This is a genomic window from Brevibacterium pigmentatum (assembly GCF_011617465.1).
GTDB classification, from domain to species: Bacteria; Actinomycetota; Actinomycetes; order Actinomycetales; family Brevibacteriaceae; genus Brevibacterium; species Brevibacterium pigmentatum.
This window is the reverse complement of sequence record NZ_CP050153.1, coordinates 2,658,295-2,672,974: the sequence shown is the minus strand read 5'-3', so window position 1 is coordinate 2,672,974 and position 14,680 is coordinate 2,658,295. Positions and strand designations below refer to the sequence as shown.

General features: G+C 64.6%; 14 protein-coding genes and 1 tRNA gene. 3 read left to right on the top strand and 12 right to left on the bottom strand.

Annotation, left to right across the window (positions count from 1 at the left end; genetic code table 11):
• Positions 1-8: 8 nt before the first annotated feature.
• From GUY30_RS12035 to GUY30_RS12020, 4 genes are all read right to left on the bottom strand, one after another.
• Positions 9-980, bottom strand: a complete 972-nt coding sequence (locus tag GUY30_RS12035; protein ID WP_167197791.1) for an HAAS signaling domain-containing protein — start codon at positions 978-980, stop codon at positions 9-11.
• Entirely contained in the window at positions 977-1,324 is a 348-nt protein-coding gene (locus tag GUY30_RS12030) for a PadR family transcriptional regulator (RefSeq protein ID WP_167197788.1), read from the bottom strand. Before GUY30_RS12030 ends, GUY30_RS12035 begins: the two co-directional genes overlap by 4 nt.
• Positions 1,325-1,774: 450 nt before the next feature.
• Positions 1,775-3,136 (bottom strand): APC family permease, encoded by a 1,362-nt coding sequence (locus tag GUY30_RS12025; protein WP_167197785.1) that lies wholly within the window; start codon positions 3,134-3,136, stop codon positions 1,775-1,777.
• A gap of 15 nt (positions 3,137-3,151) precedes the next feature.
• Positions 3,152-4,798: an amidohydrolase gene (locus tag GUY30_RS12020; protein WP_167197783.1), complete on the bottom strand. Its 1,647-nt coding sequence runs from the start codon at positions 4,796-4,798 to the stop codon at positions 3,152-3,154.
• A gap of 131 nt (positions 4,799-4,929) precedes the next feature.
• Here GUY30_RS12020 and GUY30_RS12015 point away from each other — a divergent pair, with 131 nt between their 5' ends.
• From GUY30_RS12015 to GUY30_RS12005, 3 genes are all read left to right on the top strand, one after another.
• Complete coding sequence (locus GUY30_RS12015; RefSeq protein ID WP_167197781.1) at positions 4,930-5,559, top strand: TetR/AcrR family transcriptional regulator; 630 nt, start codon at positions 4,930-4,932, stop codon at positions 5,557-5,559.
• A gap of 80 nt (positions 5,560-5,639) precedes the next feature.
• The gene (locus tag GUY30_RS12010) at positions 5,640-6,077 is read left to right on the top strand and encodes an ASCH domain-containing protein (RefSeq protein WP_167200974.1); all 438 of its coding nucleotides are present in this window, start codon (positions 5,640-5,642) and stop codon (positions 6,075-6,077) included.
• Entirely contained in the window at positions 6,074-6,703 is a 630-nt protein-coding gene (locus tag GUY30_RS12005) for a maleylpyruvate isomerase family mycothiol-dependent enzyme (protein ID WP_167197778.1), read from the top strand. Before GUY30_RS12010 ends, GUY30_RS12005 begins: the two co-directional genes overlap by 4 nt.
• A 117-nt stretch (positions 6,704-6,820) precedes the next feature.
• Here the strand turns inward: GUY30_RS12005 and GUY30_RS12000 are convergent, their stop codons facing one another.
• The 8 genes from GUY30_RS12000 to GUY30_RS11965 form a co-directional block, all read right to left on the bottom strand.
• Positions 6,821-7,285 carry a GNAT family N-acetyltransferase gene (locus tag GUY30_RS12000; protein ID WP_167197775.1) on the bottom strand — a complete coding sequence of 155 codons (465 nt, stop codon included), beginning with the start codon at positions 7,283-7,285 and terminating at the stop codon, positions 6,821-6,823.
• A gap of 130 nt (positions 7,286-7,415) precedes the next feature.
• A tRNA-Leu gene (locus GUY30_RS11995) sits at positions 7,416-7,497 on the bottom strand.
• Between the two features lie 136 nt (positions 7,498-7,633).
• Positions 7,634-8,107: a thioredoxin-dependent thiol peroxidase gene (bcp, locus tag GUY30_RS11990; RefSeq protein ID WP_167197772.1), complete on the bottom strand. Its 474-nt coding sequence runs from the start codon at positions 8,105-8,107 to the stop codon at positions 7,634-7,636.
• A gap of 138 nt (positions 8,108-8,245) precedes the next feature.
• Positions 8,246-10,006 carry an acetyl/propionyl/methylcrotonyl-CoA carboxylase subunit alpha gene (locus tag GUY30_RS11985; RefSeq protein ID WP_167197769.1) on the bottom strand — a complete coding sequence of 587 codons (1,761 nt, stop codon included), beginning with the start codon at positions 10,004-10,006 and terminating at the stop codon, positions 8,246-8,248.
• Positions 10,007-10,009: 3 nt separating this feature from the next.
• Positions 10,010-11,650: a 5-oxoprolinase subunit B/C family protein gene (locus GUY30_RS11980; RefSeq protein ID WP_167197766.1), complete on the bottom strand. Its 1,641-nt coding sequence runs from the start codon at positions 11,648-11,650 to the stop codon at positions 10,010-10,012.
• On the bottom strand, positions 11,647-12,465 hold the full coding sequence (locus tag GUY30_RS11975; protein ID WP_228281294.1) for a putative hydro-lyase: 819 nt from the start codon (positions 12,463-12,465) through the stop codon (positions 11,647-11,649). The genes GUY30_RS11980 and GUY30_RS11975 overlap by 4 nt, the downstream gene beginning before the upstream one ends.
• The gene (locus GUY30_RS11970) at positions 12,462-13,253 is read right to left on the bottom strand and encodes a LamB/YcsF family protein (protein WP_228281292.1); all 792 of its coding nucleotides are present in this window, start codon (positions 13,251-13,253) and stop codon (positions 12,462-12,464) included. Before GUY30_RS11970 ends, GUY30_RS11975 begins: the two co-directional genes overlap by 4 nt.
• Positions 13,250-14,554 carry an NRAMP family divalent metal transporter gene (locus GUY30_RS11965; RefSeq protein ID WP_167197763.1) on the bottom strand — a complete coding sequence of 435 codons (1,305 nt, stop codon included), beginning with the start codon at positions 14,552-14,554 and terminating at the stop codon, positions 13,250-13,252. The genes GUY30_RS11970 and GUY30_RS11965 overlap by 4 nt, the downstream gene beginning before the upstream one ends.
• Between the last annotated feature and the right edge of the window lie 126 nt (positions 14,555-14,680).

Here is a 14,680-nt window from a genome sequence, read left to right as displayed (position 1 = left end):
GCACAACCTCACCGACGAATGCGGCGATAGATCCGCCAGGTGCTCACCTGGTCCCAGACGGTGATGATCCAGATCGCGATGACCGTGATGATCTGCTGGATGTCGGCGTTCGCGGTGTTCGTGAGCTCGGGGTGGAGGACCGGCTGGGTGAGCAGGGCGATGGTGAGGAAGACAGCCATCGCGACGTCGACGATTCCGCCGATGAGGGCCACGACTGGTTTCGCCGAGGCAGTCGTGAACTTGAAGATCTCGACTGTCGCCATCAGCGCGAGGAAGGCCCAGTAGCCGACCAGCCAGCCGATGCCGAGGTCGGGGTTGGTGAACGTCTCCCCATCGTTGAGGTGGCCGACGTAGAGCAGGGTTGTCGGGATGAACGGGACGGCTGCCAGGGCGACGATGAAGACCAGCCCGAGCCCTGCCTCGGCGCGGATCTGGTTGCCGTGGGAATCGCGACGATCGAGGTCATCGACCGTCCACGTGCCCGGTTGTCGTTTCTGCATCGCTTCGGCCGCACCGCCGTCCATTCCGCGGTCGCCGAGGCCGATGATGATCGTGATGGCGGCGAAGGCGGTCAGCAGGGCGATGACCGTGTTGCCGGCCGTCTTGCCGATGATTTCTCCGATCTGGACTTCGGGGGAGACAGCGATGGTGGTCACGACGTTTGTGAGAACGGCGAGCAGGCCGACGATGGGCAATACCCAGCGCAGCGACCAGATATAGAGCGGGTAGGAATTGGGCCCGATGAGGTGCTGCGGGGAGTTCGAGTACTCCCGAGACAGCGCGACGGGATCACCGAGCTCTTCGAGAACCTCGCGTTCGATGGCGGCCGTGCGATCCGGGGACGCGGGCGCATCCTCGCCGAGGCGGGCTTCGACCATGTCGTCGATCGTGGCGGTGATCTCGGCGGCGATGTCGGGACGGGAGTCTTCAGGCAGGTGGCGGGTGACGTTGTCGACGTAGATTTCGGTGAGCGCACTCATGGTGTTCCGTCCTTCCAGAGCTTGGTGATGCTGGAGTTGAGTTCGAGCCAGTGGCTGTGCAGTGCGGCGGCGACTTCGGCGCCGCTGTCGGTGAGCGTGTAGTACTTGCGGGGGCGGGCTTGTTCGGTGTTCCAAACCGATGTGAGCAGGCCCTGTTTCTCGAGCCGTCGCAGGAGGGGGTAGAGGGTGTTGGCCTCGGTGGTGATGCCTGCTTCGGTCAGCGTCGTCAGCAGCGAGTAGCCGTACTGCGGCCGTCGACAGGCGACGAGACTGGCGAAGACCACGGTGCCGCGTCGCAGCTCCTGTTCGTGTGTGGCCAATGCCTTCTGTGCGTCCTCGTTCATGCATCACACGATAGTGTGTGACACACACTATGACAAGAGGAGAGGTATATTTCGCTGCGGCACGGTGTGCGGCACGGCGAAACACGGTGCAGCGTACGCCACGGCAGACCATCGGCGTCGACAGCCGTTTAGGTACAGATTCCTCTCAACTGATCAGGTTCCTCGGTGTGCATATTGGAGCAGGGCGTACCAAACCTCAGACCTGCGCCTGGCAGTGTCCTCTGCGGTGCTGATGCTGCTTTCCAGGACTGCTGGATGTTCCTGCAGCCTGGCATGTGTGGGGAGCGTGGATGGCCGCCGGATGTGTCATCGCCTGCGGGGACGGGACGGTGAAGTCCCGACCCCACAGGCGATGAACGAAGTGCGATCGCGTCAGGCCCGTGCCATGACCTCCGGCTGTTCGGAGTCGGCGGAGTCAACGGCGAATTCGGAAAGCTGGGTGCGGAGGCGTCAGTCTGCCAGGTCGAGCATCGGTGTCGGCTTCCGGAAGCCCCGTGTGACGAATGCGAGGTAACCGACTCCGAGGATCAGCCAGATTGCGCCGGTGAGAAGAGTCCGTGGAGACAGGCTCGTCCACAGCCACAAGGTTAGGCAGAATCCGATTCCCGGCAGAACGATGTAACTCAGAACAGCACGTGAACCACGGTTCTTCTCGTCAACGACGAAGTGTTTGATAACAGACAGATTCACTGCTGAGAACGCGATCAGAGCACCGAAGCTGACCATCTCCGATATGAATGCGAGGTCGACGGCGAGCGCAAGCAGAGAGACTCCGCCGACTGTGAGAGTCGCAATCGTGGGTGTGTGAAAGCGCGGTGACAAGCGGCCGAAGTAGCTTTTCGGGAGCACGCCGTCTCGACCCATCGCGAAGAGAACGCGTGAGACTGATGCCTGCGAGGTCAGAGCTGAGCCGCATGCTCCGGCGACATAGGCGGCGGTGAAGAAGGCGGTGAGGAATTCGCCGCCTGCCGCCGCCATGACGTCGAGCGCGCCTGAATCGACATCGGCGAACTGATTCGACGGGTAGACCAGCTGAGCCAGGTATGACAGAACAATGTAGATGAGCCCGCCGGTGACAGTGGCGATGACGATTGCGCGGGGGACTGCTCTCTTCGCGTCCTTGGCTTCCTCGGACAAAGTCGAGACCGCATCGAAGCCGAGGAATGACAGACACAGTATCGCTGCGCCGGCCATGACATTGTCGAATCCGGGTGCCGAGCCGTCACCAGTGAACGGCGCCGCTAGGTCGACAGAACCGGATCCGGTGAATGAGGCGATGCCGAGCGCGGCGAAGACAACGATGAAGATTGCTTGAGCAGCGATGATGACAATGTTGGCGCGCGCAACTGAGACGATCCCGATGACGTTGAGGACTGTGACGAGAACAATGGCAGAGACCACGAAGACCCACGCCGGGATCATGGGGAAGGCCGCGCTGAGGTAAATGCCGATGACGAGATAATTGATCATCGGTAGGAACAGGTAGTCAAGAAGCAGTGCCCAACCGGCAACGAAGCCGATTCCGGCTCCGAAGCTCTTCTGCGTGTACGTGTATGCCGAACCGGCGAAGGGCATCGCCCCGGCCATCTTCGCGTATGACCTGGCGGTGAACACCATTGCCAGCAAGGTGATGATGTAAGCGGCTGGGACGCGACCGCCGGTGATCTGAGTAACGATTCCGTAAGTCGTGAAGACCGTCAGCGGAACCATATAGGCGAGGCCGAAGAAGACGAGTGAAGGTACCCCGAGGGCTCGTTTCAAGTGGGTCTCGGCGGTGCCCGGGGCGGTGACGGTGTGATTGGAACGGGACATCATTGTCCTTTCGATTCAGTCCGCTGAGTGGACGGCTACGCCGCGCAGGTATGTGCGGCGAACTGGGGTTGCAGACAGTTCCTGTGGGAGCAGTTTCCGAGGATCCGTACCGAGAATGATGAAGTCGGCGCTCGCACCTGGACGGATCACTCCCCACTCTTCGGATCTTTGGTCTGCAAATGCTTGGTGGGCCACCGCGGCCGAATAGGCGTCGAGGGAGCGTTCGATGTCGAGGATCTCTTCGGGAGTCCACCCGCCGTCGGGCTCACCGTCGTCGGTCTGTCTGCTCACGGCAACGGCGAGGCCCTCGAGCGGCGCCCCTGAAGTGCAGGGCCAGTCTGAACCGAACGCAAGGTGTCCGCCGCTGTCGAGGACGCTGCGCATCCGATATTGCGCCACGGCGCGTTCTCTGCCGATCCGGGGGACAGTGAGTACTGTCATGAGGTCATCGAGCTGAGCCCACAGAGGCTGCATATTCGCGATGACGCCGAGTTCAGCAAAGCGGGACAGGTCGGCAGAGTCGATGATCTGGGCATGTGCGATCACCGGCCGTCGATCACGGGCGCCGTTGTGCCGGATTGTGTACTCGATGGCATCCAATGCCTGTCGAACGGCCGCGTCGCCGATGGCGTGGATGTGGACCTGAAACCCTGCCGCGTCGACCTCACGAACCGCCTCTGCCAGCGAATCTCCTTCCCAGACTCGCATACCGTGGTTGTGAAGGGAGGTGCAGTAGGGCTCGATGAGTGCACCGGTTTCGTTCTCGATGACTCCGTCGGCGAAGAATTTCACGGTCCGAGCGGTCAGGAGCGGATCCGACAGTCCCTCGATCCTTTGGCGCGCTGAGAGCATTTCGGGCAGCTGTTGCGTGAAGCGGCGGGGATCGGCGTAGAACGCGAGGTTGAATCTCAGTTTGAGCCGATCCTGCTGAGAGGCGGACACATAGGTCTCGACATCGGCTGGTTCCACCCACGCGTCCTGGACCCAAGTGACGCCTCGAGCCAGGTAATAGTCGGCTGCCCGATCGAGAGCGCGGAGTCGGACGGATTCGTGGTGCGGCGGACGAAAAGCATCGATCAGATCTACCGCACCCCATTCACGCAGAGTGCCAAGCGGTGAGCCGTCGTCTCGGCGAGGAATCCCGCCTATCTGCGGTTCAGGTGTTGCAGCGGTGATTCCCGCGAGTTCCAATGCTCGAGAATTGCACCACACGGTGTGGTAGTCCCAGGCGCGAAGGACGACCGGTCGGTCGGACACGGCTCTGTCGAGCCATTCGGCGTCGAAGAGACCGTCACGTACGAGGCTGCCGTCATATGAGGCACCAGTGATCCAGTCGTCGTCGGGATGCGCCTCGGCGTACCGTTCCACTTCGGCGATGATCTCTTCGACGCTCGTGCACGATCTCACCTGTGGGCCCTCTGCTTCCATGCCACCGAAGATCGGATGAGCATGGCCGTCGCCGAAGGACGGCATGAGGAACCCGCCATCGAGGTCTATTGACTCAAGCTCTGCGCCGACGTGGCTCGAGACTTGATCGAGGACGGCCGCCACCGCATGTGAACCAGAGGCAACCACAGTGCCGTCTTGAACCACAAGGGAATCCTCAGTTTGGGCGCCGGCGCCCAACCAGATGGTGCCGTTGTGGAAGTGCTGAGTCTTCATGGCCGTCCTCCTGCTCCATTGCGTATGGCCGGCCGCACCGGCGTTTACACGAACAGTGTTCGTGTGTGACTGGGAACACGATACACTGCTCGAAAGGTGGAAGGAAGTGCGAAATTGAGAGCGAGCATTCTGTGAGATTGAATCAGGGTCGGCTGGTTGATGCCGCGCTCGCGCTTGTCGACGACCTCGGCGAAGAGGCATTGTCGATGCGAACTCTGGCGGCTCGCGTCGACCGGCAGGTGTCCTCTCTGTACAACCATGTCTCCGGCCGAGGTGAACTCATCGAATTGATGCGCGCGCGTATAGTGGCTGGAATCGACGTTCAAGTATTTGCTGGTATCGAGGGTTCGTCGGAGAGCATGCCGTGGGACAGGGCTGTGGAGCTGTGGGCGCGGTCGTATCTCAGGGCTTTTGCCGACCATCCGAACCTCATCCGTTTGCTGGCCACGACCTCGATTCGAGACCTCTCAACGTATGAAATGTATGACTCCGTGATCGGTGGACTTCGTCGAGGGGGATGGCCGCAGGGTCAGACTGTGGCGGTGATGCGGTCTGTCGAAGCCTATGTCCTCGGTTCCGCTCTGGACATCGTCGCTCCGGTCGACCTCATCACTCAAGAATCGGCCGGAGACAGATTTGCGGAGATCCGAGGTGCGCTGGATCCTCGATTCGGCGAGAACTCGTCAGCGGTGGCGTCCTTCGAGTTCGGGCTGACTAGCCTGATCCAAGGTCTGAAGCATTGGCTTGAGGCCGTGTCGTGAGTCATTCGGCAAGGCTCGATGTCACACTCGACTCGTTCTGGGTGCGGGTCCGCAGCTGCATCCCCGACCTACCGGAGGCGATGCCCGAAGCATGGGCCTTCGGCGCGACTCCCGAGCATGCGGACGACCTCCTCGCTCTCGTGCTGGCTGGGACCAAGACCGGCACCGCCTCGGCGCTGTGGGACATCGAGGCCGTCGGCGAAGCCGTCCCCGAGGTGGGTGAACTGAGCATCATCCTCGACGGACGTGGCCGACCGAGGGCCCTCATCGAAACCACGGCGATCGATATCGTTCCGTTCTGCGAGGTGACCGCCGAGCATGCCCATTCGGAAGGGGAGGGCGACCGAACCCTGGCCGCATGGCGCGAGATCCATGAGCGCTTTTGGCAAGAGCATGGTCGACGCGGATTTTCGACCGAGATGCCGGTCGTCTGCGAACGCTTCCGTTTAGTCTTCAGTGCTGACGGCGAAGCGCCCGTCAGCGTCTTCGGCGACGAATCACAGGAGACGAGCAGATGAACGAGACCGAATACTGGGGCCTCATCCACACGGAACGCGCGCGCCTGGCCGATCTGCTCACCACACTCGAACCCGCGCAGTGGGCGCTCGCCACTCTGTGTGCAGACTGGACGGTCGAGCAGGTCGTCGCCCACCTGACAGCCGCAGCCAACACCGGGAAGTGGGCCTGGATCCGCAGCATCGTCCGGGCGGGATTCGATCCTGCCAAACACAATGCGCGACTGCTCGAGCGCCGCCTCGGTGACTCACCAGAGGAGACCCTTGCGAAGTTCCACAGCTCGATCCCACTGACTATCGCGCCGACCAAAGACTTCCCGGCCTTCCTCGGCGAAGTCATCGTCCACGGACAGGACATCGCACGACCACTGGAACGCGACCTGACCCCCGACGCCGAGGCGACAGTCGAGATGGCCCGATACTTCGCCTCTAAGGATTTCGCCGTGAACTCGAAGACCCTGGTCAAAGGGCTGAAGCTCAGTGCTGTCGACGCTGACTTCGAATCCGGAAGCGGGCCGGAAGTGACCGGTCGTGTCCTCGACCTCGTCCTGGCCATGGCCGGCCGGCCGGAGGCACTGACAGATCTGACCGGGAGCGGAGTCGCCGAGATCCGGCGACGGATGAACTGAAACCTCAGCGGTCGGAGCGCTTCGCCTACTGCTGCTCGAGGCGCTGATCCTGCTCGTTCAGCAGCACTTCGCCCTGGCCTACCGAGCTCTGCCTCTCCTTACTCGGCAACTCCGTGCTCACGACTCCGTCGGCTTCGCGTCGTAGGTGAGCCAGTTCGTCTTCGCTGCGACATCGTCATAGAGCACCTGAGCCTGAGCGTTGTCGTCGGCGGTGATCCACCGGACCACCGAACAGCCTTCGGCCGCGGCGATCATCTGCAGCCGGGAGATCAAGGCACGGCCGACACCTCGGCCGCGCGCCTCGGGATCGGTGAAGAGATCGTCGAGCCAGATGCCGAGGCTGCCTGTCGAGGGACGCGAGAAACGACGATAGTCGGCGATTCCGACGATCGATCCGTCCGCCTCGGCGACGAGTCCCTGGCACTCATGGGCGGAGTCGGTCAGCCACGACCACACGCGGGAGACGATCTCCTCGGAGGGCTCCAGTCGGTAGAACTCGCGGTAGGCGCGGAAGAGTTCCTTCCACCGGGCCTCGTCGGCAGGAGCGGTGGGGCGGATCGTCGGGGCCGGGGACGTCGTCATCGGCAGTCCTCTCACTAGGTTCGGTGCACCAATGACCACACTACGTTCTCCGCGTCTGTTCGCGTACAGATGCGAGGACGAAAACGTCCCCGGTACGGAAGCCTGTCGACTTCCGCGCCGGGGACCGCGGTACGCGAGAGGGGACTTGAACCCCTACGTCCGAAGACACTGGAACCTAAATCCAGCGCGTCTACCAATTCCGCCACTCGCGCTGAAGCGGCCACCCACGCGGCCGCAACGTCCTCAAGATTAGCAGGGGCGGCCCGAGTTGTTGAAAACTCGGACCGCCCCGATGCTCACGTTGAGTACGGACAGTTCAGCCCGCCCGACGCTCAAGTTGCAGCAGACTCAGGCAGCGTCGATGCCGAGCTCCTTGCGCACGCGGGCGACGTGCCCGGTGGCCTTGACGTTGTACTGGGCGAGTTCGACCTTGCCCTCGGCATCGACGACGACGGTCGAGCGGATGACGCCCTGGACGACCTTTCCGTAGTTCTTCTTCTCGCCGAAGGCACCCCATTCGGTCATCATCGTCTTGTCCTCATCGGAGAGGAGGTCGAAGTTGAGACCCTCCTTCTCGATGAACTGCTTGAGCTTCTCCGGCTTGTCCGGAGAGATGCCGACAACGGCGATCCCGGCGGCCTTGAGTGCGGCAAGCGAGTCCCGGAAATCGCAGGCCTCGGTCGTGCAGCCCGGGGTCATTGCAGCCGGGTAGAAGTACACGACAACCCGCTGACCGCGGAAATCGCTGAGGCTGACGGACTTCCCGTCCTGGTTGACGAGGGTGAATTCCGGGGCGGTGTCGCCGACTGACAGACGTGACATGAATGCTCCTCCTAGTGGGGTCGGTCTCCGAAGTGGACAACCATTGCTGCCCACCACTCTATTCCGTCGCTGCGACTGATGCCGCCGCGGTCCGGGCGACGGCCTCGACGCTCTTCCTCGCCGAGGCGGCCCGACGTCTCACTCGACCCGAGCGATGGTCTGCCCGACGGCGACGACATCGCCGACAGCCGCCGACCGGCGGAACGTTCCCGCCACGGGTGCTTCGACCCAGGTCTCCATCTTCATCGCCGAGAGAACGGCGACCTCGTCACCGGCCGCCACCTGCGCGCCGTCGTCGACGAGGAAGTCCACAAGGCTGCCCGGCACAGGAGCGGTGACATCCCCGGCACTCGCCGAGGCGGCTCCATTGTTCCCGGCGGCACCGCCCTGACCGACGTTGCCCTGTCCAGCCCCACCGGCCGAACCGAGTGCTGAGAGCAGCCCGGCAGGCAGGCCGATGGTGGTGAGCTTCCCGCCGATCTCGATCTGCATGCGCTGCATCTCGCCGTCGGCCACCGGGGCCGGGCGGTCCTGGGTCTCGAAGCGCGGCAGCAGCTCGGCTTCGATCCATTGCGTGTGGATGCCGTCGACACCGTCGACGCCGAGGCCCAAGAACGCCTCATCGGTGAGGATCGCCAGGGAGCACGGCACCACTGTGGCCGGGCCTTCGACGGTGAGCTCCTTCGCCGCTGTCACGGTGCGCGCGATCGCCTGCTCACGGTCGGGACCGTGGACGATGAGCTTCGCGAAGAGGGAATCGAAGGCCGGCTGCACGGTGTCACCTGCTCGCACTCCGGAATCCCACCGCACTCCGAGGCCGCCGGGCACATCGAGGACATCGATGCGTCCCGGGGTCGGCAGGAATCCGCGACCGGGATCCTCGGCGTTGATGCGCAGCTCGATCGCATGACCGACCGGCTGCGGAGTCGACTCCAGCGACAGACCCTGACCGAAAGCGATGCGGAACTGCTCGGCGACGAGATCGACCCCGGAGGTCACCTCTGTGACGGGATGCTCGACCTGCAGACGGGTGTTGACCTCGAGGAATGTCATGGTGCCGTCAGCGGCGAGGAGGAACTCGACGGTGCCGGCACCGCGGTAGTCGACCACGGCGCAGATGGCCTCGGCCGAACGGTGCAGACGCTCCCGCTGCTCATCTGTCAGGCCTGGGGCGGGCGCTTCTTCGATGAGCTTCTGGTTGCGTCGCTGGGCGGAGCAGTCGCGGTCACCGACGGCCACGACTCGACCCTGACCGTCGCCGACGACCTGGACTTCGACATGGCGGGGACGCTCGAGGTACTTCTCGACGAAGCATTCGGGGCGGCCGAAGGCCTCGACGGCCTCACGGGTCGCCGATTCGAAGGCACCGGCCACTTCGGTGAGCTCGTGGACGATCTTCATTCCGCGTCCGCCGCCGCCGTGGGCGGCCTTGATGATGATCGGCAGTCCCGCCTCGGCGGCGAAGGATTCGACCTCGGCCGCGTTCTCCAGGGGACGGTCGATGCCCGGCGCCAGGGGAGCGCCGACCTTCAGTGCGAGCTGACGGGCGGTGACCTTGTCGCCGAGGGCCGTGATCGTGTCGGCCGTCGGGCCGATCCAGATGAGACCTGCGGCTTCGACGGCGGCGGCGAAGTCGGCGTTCTCGGACAGGAATCCGTAGCCGGGGTGGACGGCATCGGCGCCGGCGGACTTCGCTGCGGCCAGGATCGAGTCGATGTTGAGGTAGGTCTCACCCGCGGTGGTCCCGGGCAGGGCGAACGCTTCGTCGGCAATCCGGGCATGCATGGCGTCAGCGTCCTGATCGGCGTAGACGGCCACCGAGGTGTGCCCGTGCTGGGCGCAGGCGCGGATGATGCGGACAGCGATCTCGCCGCGGTTGGCGATGAGGATTCTCGACATTGTTCAGCCTTCGTTGTCGTCGGTACGGGGTGCCTCGGCCGGGCGGGCGTTCGGCGTCGGTCGGGCAGAGGTGGTGAAGCGCAGCTTCACTCCCGGAGGCAGCTGCGCGGCGAGGTCGAGATCATCGACGCTGGCGATGATCGGGTAGCCGCCGGTGAGCGGATGGTCGGGACCGAAGAGCACCGGCTGACCGTTCGGCGGAACCTGCAGGGCACCGGTGACCGCGCCCTCGCTGGGCAGCTCCCCGGCGCGGGCGCGCTCGAGCGGAACCTCGCCCGACAGTCGCAGTCCCACCCGGTCCGATTCGTGGGTGACCGTCCATACTTGTGACAGCAGCGTCTCGATCCCGGCGTCGGTGAACCAGTCCTCGCGGGGGCCCAAGGTCACCGTCATCTCCACGGTCTCACCCGCCTGCGGCAGGTCCCTAGGCCGGGCCGGAACGGGATCGACGAGGTGGGGCGCCGTCCGCGGATCGTGAGCACCGACCGTGGCGCCCTTGTCGACGACGGCCGGACCGAGCCCGGCCAGGGTGTCAGCGGAGCTGCTGCCCAGCGCCGTCTCGACATCCATTCCACCCCGGACCGCCAGATAGCGCCGGACTCCGCGTTCGGCAGGTCCGAGTTCGAGTTCGTCCCCATCGGCCAGGGCAAAAGCCTCGCCGAGGCGGGGCGTGAGGACCGTGCCATCGACCGCGGTCACGGTGATCGTTCCGGTGGCACCTGTGGCAGCGGCGACTCCGTCACCGCGAAAGCGCAGAAGCACTCCGCCGCCGAAGCTCTCCAGGCCGGCAGCAGACTCGGCATTGCCGACGAGACGGTTGGCAGTCGTCAAGGCGGTGCGATCGGCGGCACCGGCAGCGGAGACACCCATCGAGGCGAAACCGGGTCGACCGAGATCCTGGATGAGCAGCTGCAGCCCGGGACGCAGCACCTCGAGGGAGTGAGATACATCGGCGCTCGCCTCCGCACCTGCGGCAGAATCTTCCGCCGCAACGTCGACGATCTCCCGCTCCGCCTCGACGAACTTCACGATCGTGCCGGGCACGAACAGGGCCGGGGGGTGACGGTCGAGATCCCACAGCTTCGCATCGGTGCGTCCGATGAGCTGCCACCCGCCGGGGGAGGAGCGAGGGTAGACGCCCGTGAATTCACCGGCCAGAGCCACCGAACCCACGGGCACACGAGTGCGTGGGGACGAGCGGCGGGGAACGGTGAAGAGCTCGTCGTCACCGGCGAGGTAGCCAAAGCCGGGAGCGAAGCCGGCGAACGCGACCTCCCAGGTCGCGGCCTGGTGGCGGGCGGTCACCTCGGCGGGGGACACGGAGAGGAGGTCGGCCACCTCTGCGAGGTCATCGCCGTCATAGCGGACATCGATCGTGACTTCCCGGGCCGCATCCGAGACCGACTCGGTGTGCCCGAACCCGTGCACAGCCTCGGCGAGGATCTCGGCACTCGTGCGGGCGGGATCGAAGCTGATGAGCACCGTACGCGCGGCCGGGATGAGCTCGATGACGCCGGGCAGGTCGGCGGCTTCGAGGTTGTGGTGGAGGGCCATCGTCGCGGACAGGTCGACACACTCGACGAGGAGGTGGCGCCTCGAGGCGGTGTGGAAGGTCAGGGAGTCGGTCAGCGGGGTCGAAGTCATTGGCGGTAGGTGTCTTCCGGTTCGTCGGTGATGAACATCTTCCCAGGTGAGTGCGTGATCGCGAAGGGAATTCCCGATGCCTGGATGGCTGCCTGCGGGGTGACACCGCAGGCCCAGAAGACGGGAATGTCGCCGTCTTCGATGACCGGGGCGTCACCGAAATCCGGGGCATCGAGGTCCTCGATGCCGATCTGGGAGGGTTCGCCGATGTGGATCGGTGCACCGTGGACGGCGGGGAAGCGGTCGGTGATGCGCACAGCCTCGGCGACCTGGAAGGCCGGGATCGGGCGCATGGACACGACCATGTCGCCGCTGACCCGACCGGCCGGAAGGCAGGTCGTCGACGTGCGGTACATCGGCACGTTGCGACCGGCCCCCTGGTGGCGGATCGGGATGCCCGCCTCGGTCAGGCCGTTCTCGAAGGTGAACGAACAGCCGATGAGGAAGGACACGAGGTCCGGATGTTGCTCCCACACCTCGGTGGCATCGGTGACCTCGCCGGTCAGCGCGCCGTTCTCCCAGATCCGGTAGCCGGGAATGTCGGTGCGGATATCGCTGCCCGGAGCCAGTGCGGACGACAGCTGCCCGGGTTCGAGGACGTCGACGACCGGGCACGGCTTCGGGTTGCGCTGGGTGAACAGGAGGACGTCGAAGGCCCAATCCACGGGGACGGAGATGAGGTTCGCCTGGACGAGTCCCGGCGCCATCCCCGAGGTGGGGCCGTCGAATCCTGCCCGGATGCGTGCGCGGGCTTCCGCACCCGCAGCCCGCATCGTGTCCATGGCAGATGTGCTGGTGGGGGTGGCAGCGCTCATTTGCCGACTCCGGCGAAGGCGGCGATCGTGACGCCTTCGGATTCGAGGAGATCACGGGCGGCCCGGGCCATGTCGATGGATCCCTGGCTGTCGCCGTGGAAGCAGATGGACTGCGCATCGACGTCGACGTGGCTGCCGTCGATGGCTTCGACCTGTCCGGTCTGGACGAGGCGCAGGACGCGGGAGGCTACGGCCTCTGGGTCGTGGAGGACCGCGTTCGGCTCCGACCGGGAGACCAGGGAACCGTCGGGGTTGTAGGACCGGTCGGCGAAGGCCTCGGCGGCAACGGTCAGCCCGGCCCCGGCGGCGACGCGGTTGGCCACGCTGCCGGCGAGGCCGAGGAAAACCAGCGAGTCGTCGATGGCTTTGACCGCGTCCACGACGACCTTCGCCTGCGCTTCGTCGTGGACGATCGCGTTGTAGAGGCCGCCGTGGGGCTTGACGTAGGAGACGGTTCCGCCGACGGCTGTGGTCAGGCCGATGAGCGCGCCGATCTGGTATTCGACCTGCGCCTGCAGGGTGGCTGCGGGCACGTCGAGGGCGCGGCGACCGAAGCCTTCGTAATCGTCGTAGCCGGGATGTGCTCCGATGACGACTCCGCCCTTCGTCGCGGCGGCGACGGTGGCACGGATGCCTTCGGGGTTTCCGGCATGGAAACCGCAGGCCACGTTCGCGCTGGTGACGAGGCCGAGCATGGCGGCATCGTCACTGACGACACGGTCGGGAACGTTTTCCCCGAGGTCAGAGTTGAGGTCGATTCTCAGTTCGCTGTTGACAGACAATGTCACCCTCCGATTCCGATCATGGCGAAGATGGGGCCGATGGACTGTGTGGCCGTGTACCACGTGACCAGTGTTGCCGCGGTGCCGATGATGAGCAACCACTTCGGGTACGAATCAGTGCGCAGCAGGCGCGGCCTGAACCAGCCGATGTACATGAAGATCGTCAGACCGATCGGCAGGATGAGCCCGTTGAAGCCGCCGACGAAGACGAGCAGCGTGGCCGGAGCGGTGCCGAGGACGAGGTAGACGACGAGCGAGACGACGATGAAGGACACCGTCGCCAGCTGCAGCGGCCAGCCGCCCTCGAGGCGTTTGGAGAACGCCGAGAGGAACGTCGCCGAAGTGTAGGCGGCACCGATGACCGAGCTCAGAGCCGCGGCCCAGAAGATCGCGCCGAAGATGCGCATTCCCGCATCGCCGAGGACTGCGGCGAAGGCCTGACCGGCGGGGTTGGCCACGCTCGAGTCGAGGTCGAGAGCGACACCGGAGGCGACGACGCCGAGGATGGCGAGGAAGAGGACGTAGCGCATGACACCGGTGACGAGGATCCCCGACAGAGCCGAGCGCATGACAGAACCGGCATTCTCCGGGCCGGTCTTGCCCGAGTCGAGGTACCGGTGGGCGCCGGAATAGGTGATGTAGCCGCCGACGGTGCCGCCGACGATCGTGGTCACGGTGGCGAAGTTGATGGTGTCGGGCGCGATCGACTGTCTGAGCGCCTCACCGACCGGCGGGTTCGAGACGATGGCGACGACACAGGTGAGGATGATCATTCCGACGCCGAGGACGAGGACGACGGCGTCGACGACCTTTCCGGCGCGTTTGAACAGGAAGATGCCGATCGCCAGGACGCCGGTGAGCAGTCCGCCGAGCTTCGGGTCGATGCCCAGCAGCGCATTGAGGCCAAGGCCGCCACCGGCGATATTGCCGATGTTGAAGGCCAGTCCGCCGACGACGATCAGGACGGACAGGAGGATGCCCGAACCCGGCACGGCCGAGGAAGCCAGCTGTGCTGCGCGTTTGCCCGAGGAGGTCACCATCCGCCAGATATTGAGCTGGATGGCGATGTCGATGAGGATCGACGCGAAGATCGCGAAGGCGAAGGCCGCACCCATCTGAGCCGTGAATGTGGCTGTCTGGGTGATGAAGCCCGGACCGATCGCCGAGGTGGCCATGAGGAAGATGGCGCCGATGATCGCGCTGCGGCTGATCTTGGATCCGATTTCGCTCTTGGCATTGTCAAGGCCCGAGGCGGCCCAATCCGTAGAAGAGGATTCCGGCGGTTGGGATTCCGGTGCGTGTGACATGGGAGTCTCCGACTGTCTGGTGGTCAGTTGTTCCTTCGTGTGCGCCGATGGGGTGAGGACAGCGATGTCTGTGTCCTGGCGCACGTGAAGTGGTAAACAATCTAGCACTGATTGTTCAACAAACAT